This window comes from Halomonas sp. RT37 (assembly GCF_040070525.1).
GTDB classification, from domain to species: Bacteria; Pseudomonadota; Gammaproteobacteria; order Pseudomonadales; family Halomonadaceae; genus Halomonas; species Halomonas litopenaei.
Genome location: NZ_CP098827.1, coordinates 534,229 through 550,883, shown reverse-complemented (window position 1 = coordinate 550,883; position 16,655 = coordinate 534,229). Strand labels below are relative to the sequence as shown.

The following is a 16,655-nucleotide window of genomic DNA, read 5'->3' as shown; positions in this document are numbered from 1 at the left end:
CGCCAGGCTGGTCCCCTAGCCGAACGCCTGGGCGGGCATGATCGACTCCACAAACATCACCATCTCCTCGAGGATCTGGCGTTCGCGATCGCTCAGCGAGGTCTGGTTCAGACGCTCGATTTCACGCGCGAAGTCCTTTAGCGTCAGGCTCGCCAGCGCCGAGTCGTTCATCCGCTCCCACCGGAAGGTCTCCCAGCGCGCCTGCTCCTCGCCGGTCAGGGTGTCCGGATAGCTGCGGGCGCGGTAGCGAAACAGCATCTCCTCGAGGCGCGGGTCCTGGAAGGCAAAGCTGGCGTCGACCAGATCCCAGGGATCCATGGCACGCACGCGCTCCATCTGCTGGCGGTCGGCAGGAGAGAAGAACCCGCCGGAGTAGAGCATCAGGTCCGGATCCCTCCGCGGCTCCGGCGGTGGCTCGGCGAACACCTCCTGCACCTTGGCGACGATATCGGGGTCCTTGGCCAGCCGCTGGTAGTGACCGCGACAGGCGTCCATCTCGAGCCCCATGCGCGCCACGATCTCGCCGTACTCGCCCTGATGGGGCCCCGACACATCCTTGAGCGCACTGGGCGGAAAGATCACCGGGCACTTGTTGATGTGCACCACCTTCAGCGGAATCCGGCTTTCCCCCTCGGCCAGGTCGTCATTGCTGACAAATACCCGAGCACGAATCTCCTGGGGCGAGAGACTGAGCATGTCGGCAGGGTCCAGCGACAGGTCGTAGACGATGACGCCGTTGGGATTGGTCGGGTGTTCGGCCAGGGGCATCACCAGAGACCCGCAGGCGCGACTGGCCGGATAGCGCCGGGAGATATGCACCACCGGCTTGCGCTGGGTCGTATCCAGGCGTTTACGCACCTCGCGCTTGGCCCTGAGCGACAGCAGGTAGTCGAACAGGTTGGCATTGGCGCCACGCAACAGTCGCGCCAGGGCGATGGTAGCGCGTACATCGGCCAGGGCGTCGTGGGCGCCGGCATGCTCGATGCCGTTGGCCGCGGTCAGGTCTTCCAGGCGAAAGCTGGGACTGCCGTCCTCGCGCCTTGGCCACTCGATGCCCTCGGGCCTCAAGGCGTGGAAGGCGCGCACCACGTCGATCAGATCCCAGCGCGAATTGCCGTTCTGCCACTCCCGTGCATAGGGGTCGATCAGGTTGCGGTAAAACAGGTGACGACTGACCTCATCGTCGAAGCGCAGGCTGTTGTAGCCCACCGCACAGGTCCCGGCGACGCTCATCTCGTCGACGATGGCGCCGGCGAACTCGGCTTCGGGCACACCGTTGCGCCTCGCCTGCTGGGGCGTAATACCGGTGATCAGGCAGGCCATCGGGTGCGGCAAGGCATCATCGGCGGGCTTGCAGAACAGCTCCACCGGCTCGCCAATCTCGTTGAACTCGGCGTCGGTACGGATGGCCGCGAACTGCGAGGGACGATCGCGCCGAGGATCGGCACCAAAGGTCTCGTAGTCGTGCCACAGAAAGGTCAGCGGAGCGGCTTTCGGCTGCGCCATGGGATTGCGGTCTCCACGCGTACGTCAAAGGCCCGTCAGCCTAGCACAGGCCAACGCCGGGCTCAGCCTGCACGATCACAGGTCGAGTCCGGCGCGGGAAGGAAATACACGAAAGACGCCCAAGGGGCGTCATCTTGATGGCTGGCATTGTCGATATCGCATCGGCGATGTGGCATCGACGATATCACGACGTTCAAGCAACACCAGACGCTGCATCAACTGCTGCGCGGCAGGGTCACGTTGAGCTCGAGCACCGAGCAGTTGTCCTCGCTGTCCAGCGACATATTGATGGCATCGTCGTCCACCTCGACATAGCGGCGGATAACCTCAAGCAACTCCTTCTCCAGCATCGGCAGGAAGTCAGGCTGTCCCCGCTGGCTACGCTGGTGCGCCACGATGATCTGCAGCCGCTCCTTGGCGACAGACGCGGACTTCTTGCGTTCGCGCTTCAGGAAATCGAGTAGTTTCACCGGCGACCTCCTCCTCCGAACATGCGGCTCAGCAGGCTTTTCTTCTGATACTCGTGGAAGCGCAAGGGCACCTCCTCTCCGATCAGGCGGCTGACCGTATCCATATAGGCCTGGCCAGCGTCACTGCTGTCGTCGTGGGTGACCGGGACCCCCTGGTTGGAGGCTCTCAGCACGGCCTCGGACTCGGGAATCAAACCTACCAGGTTGATGGCCAGGATCTCGCGAATGTCCTCGAGATTCAGCATGTCTCCCTGGTCGACCCGTCCGGGGTTGTAGCGGGTGATCAGCAGATGCTCCTTGATCGGGTCCTTGCCCTGCTCGGCCCGCCGGGTCTTCGATGACAACAGCCCAAGGATACGGTCGGAGTCACGCACCGAAGACACCTCGGGGTTGGTCACCACGATGGCTTCGTCGGCGAAGTACATGGCCAGCTGGGCACCACGTTCGATACCGGCGGGTGAATCGCACAGTATGTAGTCGAAGTCCTTGGTCAGGGTGTCCAGCACCTTCTCGACGCCCTCCTGGGTCAAGGCATCCTTGTCCCGAGTCTGGGAGGCAGGAAGGATATGCAGGTTGTCCACGCGCTTGTCACGGATCAGCGCCTGGTTCAGCCCGGCCTCGCCCTGGATGACGTTGACCAGGTCGTAGACCACACGGCGCTCGCAGCCCATGATCAAGTCGAGGTTCCGTAGACCGACATCGAAGTCGATCACTACCGTCTTGTTGCCTCTGAGTGCCAGCCCGGTGGCAATGGCTGCCGCACTGGTTGTCTTGCCGACCCCGCCTTTACCGGAGGTCACAACGATGATCTTGGCCAAGTGTCGCATCCTGTCGTCGTAAAGTTGTTGGTCCTGTGTGGTCACCGCAGTGACCAGGCACGGCCTTATAAAAATCGCTGTCCCGCGCTAAAGCGCCCGCTGATGCGGCAATGCCCCGCTGAAGGCGCTTCACAAGCCCGGCTAAAGGCTCTCCATCAGCCCAGCTGAGGGCTCCTTACAAACCCGGCTGAAGGCTCTCTATCAGCCCAGCTGAAGGCTCTCTATCAGCCCGGCTGAAGGCTCCTTACAAGCCCAGCTGAAGGCTCACTTCAGCGCGGTGATCCCCAACTGATCGTCCGTCAGCACGACCTGGACGGAGGAGCCGAGCAGCTGGGGGTCGATATCTTCGAGACGCTTGTAGTTGCCCGCCACTGACAACAGCTCCGCATGCAGCTCACGGCAGAAGATGCCTGCCTGGTGGTCGCCGTGAATGCCAGCGAGGGCACGCCCCCTGAGGGCACCGTAGACGTGGACATTGCCCGCCGCCAGCACCTCGGCCCCGGCATTGACCGCACCGATCACGGTCAGGTCGCCGTCGGGAGCGGTGATCTGCTGGCCGGAACGCACGGTGCCACGAAAGATACGTCCGCCATGAGGCGCGTCAGCCTCCACTTCCTCGACCACGGTGACGTCTTCGTCTTCCTGCACCGGAACGCTTTCCAGGGTACGCGCACGAGCGGCATCCTGGGGGGGGAACCAGCCAAGTCCGAGCGCCCAGGCGGACTGCTTGACCGGATCGGCACCACCACGCACCGCTACCGGCAGCAGCTTGTGCGCCCGGCACACCGCACAGATACGTTCCAGGGCCAGGTGAGGTTCGTCGAGCTTCTCGACGCTGAGCACCACCGGGGTGTGCTGAAAGAAGGCTGGCGACTGCGAGAGCTTGCCCGCGAGCTGATCGCGAATTTCCTCGGGATCCGCACTGGAAAGCTCCATCACCGTCATGGGCAGCATCCCACCCTTGAACGTAAACGCCATGCTGTCCCTGTCCACTTTGAGGCTCATTGCCGAACTCCACGTCGGGTGTTGGTCGGGGGATGATCTCAAGCTAAGTCAGAGCCCCCGGTCCTGCAACCGATCATAAGCCTCAATTGTCCTCCTGTCAGTGTCTCCAATCAGCCACAGCCCTGCGCTGAGGCCTTTTCTGATGGTGGCGCGCATGCTTAGATAAACTTTCTATCTCGACGCCCGGCTTTGCCTGGCGCAATAACAAGATGGTGAAGCCGTTTCGCCACCTTTCTTTATTTCTTTGCAGGAAGCCCCATGCCCGGACTCCTCCGCCGCCTTTTCTCGCCACGCTGGCGACATCCCGATCCACAGGTCCGACGCGATGCCGCCGAACGGCTCGACCCCCAGAGCCAACGCGAGGCCCTCGAGACCCTGGTCCAGGACACCGAGCCCGACGTCCGTCTCGCCGCGGCGAGGCGCCTGGACGACCCACAGCGACTGCTGGAGCTGCGCGTCGGGGGTAAAGGATCACGCGAGCTGGATCGTCAGCTCATCGCGCTGCTGATCGGTCGCCAGGGCGGCATCGAACTTGGCCGCCGCCAGCAGATCGTCGAGTCCCTGGACGACGCGGCGATGCTCGAGGAGATCGCCCTCCAGGGCGATAACCAGCAGCTGCGACTCGCCGCCCTGGCCAGGCTCGATGACGAGGCCGCCCTGATTCGCCAGGCCTGCGACAACGGCATCGCCGCCGTACGTCACGCCGCCGCCGAGCGGGTCACCTCCGAGGAAGGTCTCAAGCAGCTGGCCCAGGCGGCCCGCCGGGATCGCCACGTGGTGCGCGACGCCAAGGAACGCCTGGGACGACTGCGCGCCGACGCCGACGCCGTGGAACAGGCTCGGGAACGACGCGAGCAACTGCTGGCCAGTCTCGAGCAGCACGCCCGTGCCACCTGGGAGCCTCTCTACGCTGGGCGCTTCCGCCATCTGGAGCGCGAGTGGTCTCGACTGGCAGATCTGCCCGACGCCGGGCAGGAGCAGCGCTACCAGGAGGCCAGCCTGCGCTGTCGCAAGGTGATTCACGATCACGAGGCCCAGGAACACGCCCTGCGTGCCGACCGGCAGCGCCGCGAGCAGGCCGACCAGGACCGAGAGGCACTGGTCATGGCGCTGGAAGAAAGCCTGGCCGCGCTCTATCAGGGCGAATATGTCGGTGAACAGGACCTGGCCAGCCTGCGCGCTCAGAAGCAGTTGATGGCCAACCGCTGGCAGGCACTGTCCGAGATCCACCTGGCCGACGACGGCCTGCGCCAGCGCTACGACAAGGCCTTGAAGAACTACGACGCCATCAACCAGGCCCACCAGCGCCTGGTCGAGCGCGCCCTGCCGCTGGAGGAAGCCATCAAGGCCGGCGACGAGGCTGCGCTCAAGCAGCTGGTGAGCGACTGCAAGTGGCCCGAAGGTCTGCCGCCAGACCCGCGGCTCGAACGTGCGCGACACCATCTTCGCCTGGAGAAGGATCTTTCCGGGGACGAACCGTCGGAGTCCCAGCTCACACGCTTCGATGAGGAACTGGATCGTCTCGAGGCGTTGCTCGACGAGGGTACCTTCAAGGGAGCGAGTCGCCTGCACCAGCGGCTTCGCCACCTCGCCGATCAACTGCCGTCCTCGGCCGGCGCCCAGCAGTCACGACTCAAGCGCCTCGGCGCACGACTCGCCGAACTGCGCGACTGGCGCGGCTTCGTCGCCGGCCCCAAGCGCGAGCAACTGTGCCAGGCCATCGAGGCCCTGGAGCAGGACGCCACCCTCACCGACCGTGACCGTGACCGCCGCCATCGCCAGCTGGTCAAGGAGTGGAAGGCACTGGGTGACGCCGCGGCCAACCGCGAGCAGTCCGAGCGCTTTCGGGCAACCTCCGAACGTATTCGCGAGTCGCTCAAGGCCTGGCGTGAACAACAACAGCGCCTGCGCGAGGCCAACCTGGCAGAGCGCGAAGCGCTGTGCGAGCAGATCGAGGCCCTTCTGGAGCAGCCCGCCGCCCAGGCCGACCCCGACGCGCTGCGCGAGATCCGCGACCAGGCCAGGGAACAGTGGCGCCGCACCGCCCCTGTCCCGCGCGATCACGCAGAGGCCATCGGACGACGCTTCGGCCGCATCCGGCACCAGTTGCAGGCGCTGATCGATCGCCGCGCCAACGAGATCGCCGACGCCAAGCGTGAGGTGATCGACCAGGCCCGAGCGCTGGTCGATGCACGACTGCCGGCACGCCAGCGAGCCGACCAGGCCAAGGCACTGCAACAGCGCTGGCGCGAACTGGGGCGCGCGCCCAAGGGCGAGGAGCAGACCCTGTGGCGAGAATTCCGCCAACTATGCGACCAGATCTTCGCCCAGCGTGACGCCGAGCGCGATGATCGTGCCCAGCGTGCTCGCGAGCGCCTGGAACAGATGCAGGCCCTGATCGACCGCATCGATGCCTGGCAACCCGCGGCAAGCAGCGAAGCCGACTGGCTGGACAAGGCGGTGGATGAGGCCAGCGCGCTGGAACCGCTGCCATCGGGCCGGCGCACCGAAGGCATGCGCAAGCGCTGGACCGGCATCGTACGGGCTCGGCGCGAGCGCCTGGAACGGCTCTCCGTGGCAGAGGTCGTCGGTCGTTGGCGCGAGGTCAAACCCCTGATTCTGCAGCACCTTGAGGCAGACGATGACTGCCTCGCCGGCCGCCTCTGCAGTGATGTGGAGATTCCCGCCGCGTTATCGTTGCCGCCGGCGCTGAAACAGGCCCACGCACAGCGCAACGCCGCACGACGCGATCCTGCTCCAGCGGAGGAAGTCGCCGAGCGTCTGGCACGACTGCGGGTGCACCTGGCGCTCCTGGCGGGCCATCCGATCGGCCACCAGGACGAGCCACTGCGCCTGGCGATCCAGGTCGACCGTCTCAACGACAGCCTTGGCCAGGCGCCGAGCCGGGAAGACGAGCTGATCTCGGTACTGTGTGGGCTGCTGGCCACCGGTCCAGTGTCGCGCCAGCAGTGGGAGCGCGAGGTACAGGAGCTCGACGCCCTGCTGGATGGGCTGAGTCAACTGCCACCACCCTGAGCGATGCACGGCTTGCCGTGCCTCCCCCCTCTTTCAACCCCTGAAAACCACGATGCGAGGCCTTTTGGCCTCGCATCGTGGTTTCTGGCGAAATGTACATCGCCGAGCCTCGTGAGCCCGGCGCGACGTCTGTCAGCCCATGAACTGACCGCCATTGATGTCGATATTGGCACCGGTGATAAAACCGTTGTCCTTGCTGGCCAGGAAATTGACCAGGCGGCCGATCTCTTCCGGCGTGCCGTACCGCTTCATCGGGATGGTCTCGCGAATGGCCTCGCGCACCTTCTCCGGAATCTTCATGATCATGTCGGTGGCGATATAGCCAGGCGAGATGGTGTTGACGGTGATGCCCTTGGTCGCAGTTTCCTGCGCCAGCGCCATGGTCAGACCGTGCATGCCGGCCTTGGCGGCGGAATAGTTCACCTGGCCGAACTGACCCTTGCGGCCGTTGATGGACGAAATGTTGATGATCCGTCCGTAGCCCTGCTCCAGCATGCTCTCGATCACGCTGCGGCAGGTATTGAAGACGCTGTTGAGGTTGGTGTCGATGACCACATTCCACTGGTCCGCCGACATCTTCTTCAAGGTGCCATCCTTGGTGATACCGGCACAGTTGACCAGCACTGCGATCGGCCCATGCTGGTCCTCGATCGCCTTGACGCCATTCTGGCAGGCCTCGAAATCGGTCAGATCGATGCCAGCGATGTCGATATTGTCATAGCCATCCGACTTCTGGGTCTCCAGCCAGGTCTTGGCCTTGTCAGGATTGTTGTAACCGGCCACTACCTGATAGCCGGCATCCGCCAGTTCGCGACAGATTGAGCTTCCGATACCACCAGTACCACCGGTGACCCACGCGACGGGCTTTTGCTGAGTCATAGACGACCTCCCTGATTGTCCTTCACGCCGCCGCTTGGCGACGGCACTTGTTGTTGCAAGCATGTATAGCAGTGGATGCTCTGGTGCTGCGCATTCGCGCAACCAGGAACCTCGGGCCCAGAGCGATCGCGGGTGGCCTCCTGCCACTGCGACGTCCAGCCCCACCTGCCTACCTCGGCAGGCCTTCGTCGTGGTACTGCGTCGAATCAACGTCCACAACGACTATCCACCAGGCTAGCGTCTAGCACTGACATTTGCATGACAGCCCCTCCAGTATGGACCACAGCGCCCGAACGGCACGACCCATCACACCCGAAATCGCACAGGGTTGACGCAGCCAGAATTATCCGTATACTACGTCCTCGTTGATGCGGGGTGGAGCAGTCTGGTAGCTCGTCGGGCTCATAACCCGAAGGTCATCGGTTCAAATCCGGTCCCCGCTACCAAATACGAAAACGAGGCAGTCCTTCGGGACTGCCTCGTTTTTTTGTTGGCTGTCCGGTGCTGGCCGAGGCCAGCGCTTCGCCACTAGACGCCATTGCGGCATCCCTGTATTGCGAAGCCCGCCCCCTGATTAAATCTTAATTTTTCTGTGCCAATTCGATATTTTTTGGCGCTTCCGTGTCCCCGGATTAGCCATCCACCCCTCCTTCTTTCGTCGAAGAGCTGACCTCGATCAACCCGAGTCGGTCAAGAATCGACCGTCGACAGCGACCTGATCTTCGACGTCGACCGCAGCAATATTCAGCAGGTACTGGAGCCGTCCATGCGCATCCCGGTTCTGCTGGCCTGCAGCCCCCCTGATACGAGCCCTGCAAGCATCTGATGCCGGTGCTGGAACTCTCCATCACCGCGCGGACCGTATGAAACGTCCAGCGACTGAGGGCCAGCTCATTTCGCGTGGGCCATCCGCGGGCCAGCACAACCGCCGTCACGCCTACTACAGAACGCGCATCTCTCCTGGCCAGGCCGCTCGGAGCGGGAGCCATCATGGGCAGGAGCGTTGCTTTACGCCATTTTACGGCTAGTCTGATAAATTATAGGAATTCAGATAAAAACTGGTAAAGCCATGATCTACTTTCCCAGGCATCAGCTGGCCGCTGACATGGCGGACGCCGTGAGGGGGCACACCCTCTTCAGCGACGCGCCTAATGGCCTGTTCCTTGCCGCCCCTCGCAGGACCGGCAAGACTACCTTCCTGCGCAACGACCTGCTGCCCACGCTGGAGACACAAGGCGTCGAGGTGGTCTATGTCGACCTCTGGTCGGATCAGCAGCGCGACCCCGCCCAGCTGATTCAGGCTGCCATTCAGGAAGCCATGGCCCCGCACCGTCCCGCCATCGAGAAGCTGGCAGCACGGTGGGGCATCAGCAAGGTAGGGCTCGGACAATGGATCCAGCTCGATGCCACCCCCACAGACAACGGGGGCGCCTCCCTCCCTGAGGCACTACGCCTGCTCATCGAGGCCGGGGGCAGGCCAGTTGCCCTGGTGATTGATGAGGCCCAGCAAGCGGTAACCACCGACGCTGGCAACACCCTCATGGCCGCCCTGAAGTCGGCGCGGGACCAGCTCAATTCGCCCGACCACATCCAGCTGATGCTGGTCATGTCGGGGTCCGATCGCGACAAGCTGCTCCGGCTTGTCAACAGCCATTCTGCCCCCTTCTACGGATCACAGATCCAGCAGATGCCGCTGCTCGGCAAGGCTTTTATCAAGCACATCGCCGATCTCATCGAGCGCCAGCAGCCAGCGCAGGCCCCGGTGGACACGGACATGCTGCTGCAGGCATTCACGGCTTATGGGTTTCGTCCCCAGTTGTTCATGGAGGCGCTCGGCCAAGCGATGAGCCCCCTGGCTGCGGATGAAAACCGATTCGAGCAGCGGCTCGTATCACTCGCACAGGCTCGACAGCGAGATGTCGAGCAGGACATGGCGAGTGATTACCTCGGCCTGGACCCCGTCCAGCAGGCGGTGCTGTGGCGAATGCTCGAGATGAGAGAGGGGTTCCGTCCGTACAATGCCGAATCGCTGGCCTTTTATCGGCGGATCACCGGCAAGCCGGTTTCTGCACAAAAAGCTCAGCGAGCCCTGGAGAGTCTACGGGAACGCACCCCACCCCTTGCGTGGAAATCGAGCCGGGGTGAATACGCCGTGGAAGATGCAGCCATGACCAAGTGGTTCCGATCCCTGATCGACGCAGGCCGCTGGCCGCCCGGAGCCGATGAATAATCTGCAGCTGCGGGTGCCCAGCCTCGAACATCGCGAGCGCCTCGACAATACAACCTGCGTATCGGCAGGCGCCTTGAAGTCGGTGGCCGTCGCCCGCATCTTTAGGGCAATTCACTTTTGACAAGGTTGTGTCCCATGCCCATCGTCGACCCTCGTACAGGCGAACCTCTGAGCAGCGATCCGAGCAGCGAACCCGCCCTGGGTGCCGCCGCGGCGTCCCAGGGGCCGGCCGACAGCGACCTGATCTTCGACGTCGACCGCAGCAACATTCAGCAGGTGCTGGAGCTGTCCATGCGCATCCCGGTGCTGCTGGACTGCTGGGCCCCCTGGTGCGAGCCCTGCAAGAACCTGATGCCGGTGCTGGAAAAGCTGACCCGCAAATACGCCGGCACCTTCCTGCTGGCCAAGCTCAACATCGACGACAACCAGGACATCGCCGGCCAGCTCGGCGTACGCTCGGTACCCGACGTCAAGTTGATCAGTCAGGGCGGTCTGGTGGACCACTTCCAGGGCGCCTTGCCGGAAAAGGAAATTCGCGAGTGGCTGGGCCGCTACTTCCCGGCCCCGGAAGATGCTCCGGCAAGCCCCGAAGAACAGGCCGAGCAGGCCCTGGCGGCGGGCGACACCGCCACCGCGCTGGAGATCCTGCAGCAGCTGACGCAGCAGTACCCCGACCACCTGGCCTACCAGATCCAGATGGCCCGAGTGCTGGTGGCGGAAGGTCGCAATGACGAAGCGCGCACCCTGCTTGACGCGCTACCTCCGGAAGACCGCGACGGTCCCGAGGCCCGCGGCGTTCGTGCCAGCATCGAGTTCGGCGAAGAAGCGCCCGACGCCGAGACCCTGGCCGCCCTGGAGGGGCGTGACGACAGCGAGGCCAACTATCTGAGGGCGCTGCGCCAGGTGGCCGACGGTGACTATGAACCCGGCCTGGAAGGCTTGCTGGCAGTGATGAAGCGCGACCGTGCCTACGGTGACGACCTGGCGCGCAAGACCCTGCTGCGGGTGTTCGACGCACTCGGCGCCGATCATCCGCTGACGGTGAGCTACCGCCGCAAGCTGTTCGCCCTGCTCTACTGAGGGGATCGAGACGTCGAGCGCCTTGCCGCTCATCGCCTAAAAAAGATGAAAACGGGGCCCCTTCGAGGGCCCCGTTTTCGTTGTTGAGGTTATTACGCCAGCGCCACTCAGCCGCCCAGCACCTGGTCCAGGCGCGCCAGCGCCTCGTCAAGCTGGGTGGCCGTGGTGCCGAAATTGAGCCGCGCAAAGCCCGGCCAGCCGAAGTCGGCGCCATCCGACAGCGCGACCCCGGCTCGCTCGAGCAATGCCTTGGCCGGCGACTCCTCGCCACCCAGGGTCGACTGGCGCAGATCGAGCCAGGCCAGATAGGTCGATTCGGGGGCGCTGAAGCCCACGCCGGGCCAGCCAGCGACGCGCTCGACCAGCGTCTGGCGGTGGCCACGCAGTACCGTCAACAACTCCTGGCGCCAGGGCTCGCCGTGGCGATAGGCGGCCTCAGCCGCCACCAGCCCGAGCACATTGGCGTCCGGCATCAATCCCTTGGCGGTATCACGAAAGCGCTTTCTCAGGCCGGCGTCGGGGCAAATCGCGCAGGCGGCAGTCAGCCCAGCCAGATTGAAGGTCTTGGAGGGCGCCCACAGGGTGATGATGCGATCGGCCAGCGCCGGGAAGGCGGCGGCCAGGGGCTGGTGGCGCGCTCCTTCGTCGAGCAGCAGGTCGCAGTGCAGCTCGTCTGAAACCACGATCAACTGATGACGCTCGACCAGTTCGGCGAGTCCTTCGAGCTCGTCGCGGCGCCAGGCTCGTCCGGTGGGGTTGTGGGGCTGGCACCACAACAGCAGCCGGGTCCGCTCGGTGATCGCCGCCTCCAGCGCCTCGAGGTCCAGCGTCCAGGGCTCGCCCGGCGCCTGGGGCGGGCGCATGGCTGCCTGCTGGGGCAGGCGCCCGGTGCGCCTGGCCACCTGCAAGAACGGCGGATAGATAGGCGTCACCGTCAGCACCCCATCGCCAGGCTCGGTAAAGGCCAGGCTCGCCAGGTGCAACGCCGGTACCACCCCCGGCAGCCAGTGCTGCCAGCGGGCCTCGATGTCCCAGCCATAGTGGGTGGCACTCCAGTCGATCAGCGTCTGTTCCAGACTTTCCGCCACCAGACCGTAGCCAAAGACGCCGTGATCGATGCGCGCCGACAGCGCCTCGACCACCGCCTCGGGCGAGCGGAAGTCCATGTCCGCGACCCACAGCGGAAGGACGTCATCACCGTGGCGGTGCCACTTCTGTGACGGCCAATGTGGCGAACGATCATCACCGCGGGGCTGTCGTCGATCGATCGGCGTGGCAAAATCGGGTTTCATGGTCATCTCCCTGACGATGGCTGGTCGGTTGCCAGGATACCCTGGCCAAGCACTTGAAGGACGCTTCCCCCATGACAAGCACCATGCCGCATCACGGATTCTTCGCCAAGGTATGCCGAGGAATGCCTGCCCTGATCGGCCAGTGGCTGGCGCTTGGACGCGGCGACCCCGATCGCCTGGCGCTGATCCTGGCAGAAACCGCCCGGGTCGCCGGCCTCGGCGACCCGGGAGAGACCCCGGACGGCGCCACACTGGAGCGCTGGGCCGCCGCCGACAACGACGAGATCCCACCCCACTGGGCGGTGCGTACCGCGCTGTTCCTGCTGGTCCAGATGCCTGCGCGGCCGACACCCGGCGATGAGCCCGAGGCCTGCGCCTGGGCCTACTGCTGGCTGCGCAATCGCGCCTTCGACAGCCGCGACGCCGCCGTCGACGCCCTGCCGGAACACCTTCGCCAACCGCTGGCTGCCGCGGTGACCGCCGCCTGGGTTGATCGCCAGGGGCTCAGGCTGGTCTAGGCACCGCACTAACGACGCCGCCGGGTCGGCCGCTTCGGCCGAAAGCCGTCGGGCTTGGTCGACAGCCATTCGACGAAGGAACGAATCTCCGGATGTGCCAGCAGCGCCTCGCGGCTGCGATAATGGTCGGCCAGCTCACGCTCGCTCAGCAGCGCGTGAAGATGGCGGTGGCAGCCGTGGCACACCCACAGGATCGTCGTCAGGCGCTCGACGCGATCGTGGCGCTTGCGATAGCGCGCCTTGCCGTGCAGCGAACGCGGTATCAGATGATGCTTGGTCAGGGGCGCCCCTCGCGCGCACAGCTCGCAGCGCTCTGGCCTCGGGGGCGGCGACAGCTCGGTCATGGTCATCTCGCTTGAACCTGGTCACCAGATACCTACGATAACCCAAGGAACCCCCTCCCCTCATGGACGTCCCCCTTCACTGGCAACTGGCCAAACTGCTTATCTCCGTCGGCGTCGTGCTCGGCCTGTCGGTCATCGCCGAGCGGGTCAGCACCCGGGTCGCCGGCCTGCTCTCCGGCTACCCGCTGGGCACCGCCATCGCACTGTTCTTCATTGGCCTGGAGCTGTCGCCCCAGTTCGCCAGCGACAGCGCCGTACACACCCTGGCCGGCTTCACCGCGACCCTGGCACTGGGCGGCGGCTACCTGCTGGCCGCACGCGGTGACGGGCTCAAGGGCGTGGCCCAGGGAACCGCGGGAGGCCTTGCCGCCTGGCTCGCCGCCAGCAGCCTGCTGACCCAGGTCGATTTCAGCCGCCTCGGTGGCACCCTCACCACCCTGGCCGCCATCATCGTCTTCACCTGGCTCTATCGCCGGGTCCCCGACGTCAAGGCCACCCCCAAGGGCGGTTTCTCCTGGCCGGCGCTGGCGCTTCGGGCAGGGCTCGCCGCGGGCATCATCTTCCTGATCACCGGCCTCGCCCATGTGGTGCCGAGCGCCTGGGCCGGGGTCATGGCGGCGTTCCCGGTGACCATGTACCCGTTCCTGGTGATCCTCCACCTGACCCAGGGGGCAGCGCCAGTGGCCACGGTCATCAAGCACTATCCTGCGGGCCTGGGCTCGCTTCTGTGCTACGCCCTGGTGGTGTCACTGACCTACGCAAGCCTCGGCCTGTGGCCAGGCACCCTGCTGGGCTTCGCCGCCGCCACCCTGTGGCTGTTGTCGTGGATGCGTGTGCAGCAGTGGTGGGCAGGCCGCCGAAGTTGAGAGACAAGGGCTGAGCTAAAGGCTGAGCCAAGCGTTGAGCCAAGACGGGCGCGCCGACGCCCGCATCTTGACCTAGCGCTTGCTTGGGATAATCCTGAAACCCTGACATCACCACATCGCCACCACAACAAACGAGAACGCCCTATGCTGACCCGCACCATCGAGCCCGCCTTCTACGACACCGACGCCCTCGGTCACGTCAACAATACCCGCCTGCCGGCCTGGTTCGAGCTGGCACGCAATGACCTCTTCCGCCTGTTCACCCCGGACCTGGACCCGGCCAAGTGGCGGTTGATCATGGCACGCATGGAGATCGACTATCGCGCCGAACTCCACTATGGCCATGACATCGAGGTTCGCACTTACCTGTCACGCCTGGGCAACAGCTCCTTCACCGTGACCCAGGAAGCCCACCAGAAGGGCGAGCTGACCAATCTCGGCCACACCGTGCTGGTGCACTTCGACCACCAGACCAAGAAGGCAGTGCCGATTGAAGGCGAGCTGCGCGAAGCCCTGATGGAGCACCTTCACGAACCGGAGATCGCCTGACCATGACCCCTGCCGTCAAGACGCTGGAAAAGGCCGGCAGACCGTTTTCCACCCTCAGCTACGAGCATGACCCGCGCTCGCCGGCCTACGGCGAGGAGGCGGCCGAGGCGCTGGGGCTGGACCCCGCGGCGGTGTTCAAGACCCTGCTGGCCAGCATCGATGGCCAGCGCCTGGTGGTGGCCATCGTGCCGGTATCGCGCAAGCTCGACCTCAAGACCCTGGCCAAGGCGGCCGAGGGTCGCAAGGCCGCCATGGCCGAGGCCGAAGCGGCCGAACGAGCCACCGGCTATGTGGTCGGCGGCATCAGCCCGCTGGGTCAGAAGAAGCGTCTGGCCACCTTTATCGATGACAGCTGTCACGGCCACAGCCAGATCCACGTCAGCGGCGGACGCCGCGGCCTGGAAATCACCCTGGCCCCGGACGACCTGATCGCGCTGACCGATGCCCAGGTGGTGGCGCTGGCGAGATAGTCCTTCGAAATAGCCCTTCGAGATAGCGTTTCAAGATAGCTCTTCGAGACAGCCTTTCGAGCTAGCCCTTCGAGACAGCCCCGTTCCCGGTTAAAAACCGGCCGAACAAGCGTCAAAATGGCAAAAATGCTAGGGTGGAGCCATATCGACACCAGAGGTGCCCATGGCGATCCGCTACACCCTGTGGCTGGACCCGGACGACAAGGTCCGCCATCGCGCCGCCGAGGCCAGCCTGGAAGCCTTCTTCCTCGAGCGCTTCGCCGACTATCCGCACATTCGCTTGTTCGGCGCCGATCCCTACGATTATGATGCCCCGTTCAATCGCCTCTACGACGTGCTGATCGCACGCGGCGCCGAGTTCATCGAGCGCGAGCAGGCCTACGTCCCCACCCCGGAACAGCTCAATCGTGCCTTCTTTCGCGCGGTGGGGCGCTCCACCAAATTCGTAAGAGACAACCCCGATGGTGATCCGTCCTGACACGCCCCCCGATGCCGCCCAGACGGCGATCATCGCCGAGCAGCTCGGTCGCGAGCCCCGCGGCATCGAGGCCCTTGCCGCCACCGACGGCGAAGGCACTCCGCTGGTGCTGCGCATGGCCCCGATCGTCGACGGCAAGCCGTTTCCCACGCTGTTCTGGCTGAGTTCCGAGCTGCTCAAGGTGGAGCTGTCACGGATCGAGGCAGCCGGCGTGATCAAGTCGCTGGAAGCCCGGCTGAAGGAGGATGACGACTTCCGTGCGGCCTACCATGCAAGCCACCAGGACTACATCGCCACCCGCTGGGCGCACATGAGCGCCGAGCAGCGTGCCGAGGTCGAGCGTCTGGGCTATGACAAGGTGCTGCGTGAACGCGGCATCGGCGGCATCGCCAACCACGATCAGGTGCGCTGCCTGCACACCCAGTACGCCCATCACCTGTGCGGCAACAATGTGATCGGCCAGTGGGTCGACGAGCACTACGGCATCATCGATCTATTGCCCTGAGCTGCTCGCAGACAAGCGCTCTCCCCCTTCACGCCGCGACAGGAAGAACGTTCCATGGCCCAGATCTGTGTCTATCTTGGTTCACGCCAGGGCGAAGATCCCCGTTTTCTCGAAGATACCCGCGCCTTCGGCCGGCGCCTGGCCGAACGCGGCCATGGCCTGGTCTACGGTGGCGCCAGTGTCGGCCTGATGGGCGCGCTGGCCGATGCCACCCTGGAGGCCGGAGGCCAGGTCATCGGGGTCATGCCCCACCACCTGGTGGACCGGGAGCTGGCCCACGATGGCCTGACCGAACTGGTTCGTGTCGGCGACATGCACGGGCGCAAGGCCCAGATGGCGGCCAACGCCGACGCCTTCGTGATGCTGCCGGGCGGGATCGGCACCCTGGAGGAATTCTTCGAGACCTGGACCTGGCGCTACTTGGGGCTGCACGCCAAGCCCATCGGCATTCTCGACACCTGCGCCTTCTATCGCCCCTTGCTTACGTTCCTCCACGCTGGGGTGGAGCAGGGCTTTCTCGACACCGCCACGCTCGATACCCTGATCAGTGCAGCCAACCCCGACGCTCTGCTGGAGGCGCTCGAGGCCCGCCTGGACAAGCGCTAGGCT

General features: G+C 64.8%; 17 protein-coding genes and 1 tRNA gene. 11 read left to right on the top strand and 7 right to left on the bottom strand.

Annotated features, from left to right (window positions below):
* Window positions 1–15: 15 nt before the first annotated feature.
* From sbcB to minC, 4 genes are all read right to left on the bottom strand, one after another.
* Window positions 16–1,506 (bottom strand): exodeoxyribonuclease I, encoded by a 1,491-nt coding sequence (gene sbcB / locus NFG58_RS02525; protein WP_348827539.1) that lies wholly within the window; start codon window positions 1,504–1,506, stop codon window positions 16–18.
* Window positions 1,507–1,721: 215 nt separating this feature from the next.
* A complete protein-coding gene (gene minE, locus NFG58_RS02520) occupies window positions 1,722–1,976 on the bottom strand; it encodes a cell division topological specificity factor MinE (RefSeq protein ID WP_045991341.1) in 255 nt (84 codons plus the stop codon).
* Window positions 1,973–2,794, bottom strand: a complete 822-nt coding sequence (gene minD / locus NFG58_RS02515) for a septum site-determining protein MinD (protein ID WP_045991342.1) — start codon at window positions 2,792–2,794, stop codon at window positions 1,973–1,975. Before minD ends, minE begins: the two co-directional genes overlap by 4 nt.
* A 264-nt stretch (window positions 2,795–3,058) precedes the next feature.
* On the bottom strand, window positions 3,059–3,799 hold the full coding sequence (minC, locus tag NFG58_RS02510) for a septum site-determining protein MinC (protein WP_045991343.1): 741 nt from the start codon (window positions 3,797–3,799) through the stop codon (window positions 3,059–3,061).
* Between the two features lie 258 nt (window positions 3,800–4,057).
* Here minC and NFG58_RS02505 point away from each other — a divergent pair, with 258 nt between their 5' ends.
* Window positions 4,058–6,835, top strand: coding sequence for a DUF349 domain-containing protein (locus NFG58_RS02505; protein ID WP_348827538.1), 2,778 nt, complete (start codon window positions 4,058–4,060; stop codon window positions 6,833–6,835).
* Window positions 6,836–6,967: 132 nt separating this feature from the next.
* Here the strand turns inward: NFG58_RS02505 and phbB are convergent, their stop codons facing one another.
* Entirely contained in the window at window positions 6,968–7,714 is a 747-nt protein-coding gene (gene phbB, locus NFG58_RS02500; RefSeq protein WP_045991345.1) for an acetoacetyl-CoA reductase, read from the bottom strand.
* Window positions 7,715–8,083: 369 nt separating this feature from the next.
* On the opposite strand from phbB, the gene NFG58_RS02495 reads away from it, so the two are divergent.
* From NFG58_RS02495 to NFG58_RS02485, 3 genes are all read left to right on the top strand, one after another.
* Window positions 8,084–8,160, top strand: a tRNA-Met gene (locus NFG58_RS02495).
* A 623-nt stretch (window positions 8,161–8,783) separates the two neighbouring features.
* Window positions 8,784–9,944 (top strand): ATP-binding protein, encoded by a 1,161-nt coding sequence (locus NFG58_RS02490; protein ID WP_348827537.1) that lies wholly within the window; start codon window positions 8,784–8,786, stop codon window positions 9,942–9,944.
* A 135-nt stretch (window positions 9,945–10,079) separates the two neighbouring features.
* Complete coding sequence (locus NFG58_RS02485; RefSeq protein WP_348827536.1) at window positions 10,080–11,024, top strand: co-chaperone YbbN; 945 nt, start codon at window positions 10,080–10,082, stop codon at window positions 11,022–11,024.
* A 107-nt stretch (window positions 11,025–11,131) separates the two neighbouring features.
* On the opposite strand, the gene NFG58_RS02480 is transcribed toward NFG58_RS02485, so the two are convergent.
* Window positions 11,132–12,316: a PatB family C-S lyase gene (locus NFG58_RS02480; RefSeq protein ID WP_222568285.1), complete on the bottom strand. Its 1,185-nt coding sequence runs from the start codon at window positions 12,314–12,316 to the stop codon at window positions 11,132–11,134.
* Between the two features lie 83 nt (window positions 12,317–12,399).
* Between NFG58_RS02480 and NFG58_RS02475 the strand changes: the two genes are divergently transcribed.
* The gene (locus tag NFG58_RS02475; protein ID WP_045991372.1) at window positions 12,400–12,834 is read left to right on the top strand and encodes a hypothetical protein; all 435 of its coding nucleotides are present in this window, start codon (window positions 12,400–12,402) and stop codon (window positions 12,832–12,834) included.
* Window positions 12,835–12,842: 8 nt separating this feature from the next.
* On the opposite strand, the gene NFG58_RS02470 is transcribed toward NFG58_RS02475, so the two are convergent.
* Window positions 12,843–13,178: a hypothetical protein gene (locus tag NFG58_RS02470; RefSeq protein WP_261391961.1), complete on the bottom strand. Its 336-nt coding sequence runs from the start codon at window positions 13,176–13,178 to the stop codon at window positions 12,843–12,845.
* 62 nt (window positions 13,179–13,240) lie between these two features.
* On the opposite strand from NFG58_RS02470, the gene NFG58_RS02465 reads away from it, so the two are divergent.
* From NFG58_RS02465 to NFG58_RS02440, 6 genes are all read left to right on the top strand, one after another.
* Window positions 13,241–14,044: a hypothetical protein gene (locus NFG58_RS02465; protein WP_045991348.1), complete on the top strand. Its 804-nt coding sequence runs from the start codon at window positions 13,241–13,243 to the stop codon at window positions 14,042–14,044.
* A 144-nt stretch (window positions 14,045–14,188) separates the two neighbouring features.
* Window positions 14,189–14,593, top strand: a complete 405-nt coding sequence (locus NFG58_RS02460; protein WP_045991349.1) for a thioesterase family protein — start codon at window positions 14,189–14,191, stop codon at window positions 14,591–14,593.
* Between the two features lie 2 nt (window positions 14,594–14,595).
* Window positions 14,596–15,063 carry a Cys-tRNA(Pro) deacylase gene (ybaK, locus tag NFG58_RS02455; protein WP_222568287.1) on the top strand — a complete coding sequence of 156 codons (468 nt, stop codon included), beginning with the start codon at window positions 14,596–14,598 and terminating at the stop codon, window positions 15,061–15,063.
* A gap of 163 nt (window positions 15,064–15,226) precedes the next feature.
* Entirely contained in the window at window positions 15,227–15,541 is a 315-nt protein-coding gene (locus NFG58_RS02450; protein ID WP_045991351.1) for a hypothetical protein, read from the top strand.
* The gene (locus NFG58_RS02445; RefSeq protein ID WP_045991352.1) at window positions 15,525–16,046 is read left to right on the top strand and encodes a DUF501 domain-containing protein; all 522 of its coding nucleotides are present in this window, start codon (window positions 15,525–15,527) and stop codon (window positions 16,044–16,046) included. The genes NFG58_RS02450 and NFG58_RS02445 overlap by 17 nt, the downstream gene beginning before the upstream one ends.
* A 54-nt stretch (window positions 16,047–16,100) precedes the next feature.
* On the top strand, window positions 16,101–16,652 hold the full coding sequence (locus NFG58_RS02440) for a TIGR00730 family Rossman fold protein (protein WP_348827535.1): 552 nt from the start codon (window positions 16,101–16,103) through the stop codon (window positions 16,650–16,652).
* The last annotated feature ends 3 nt before the right edge of the window (window positions 16,653–16,655 follow it).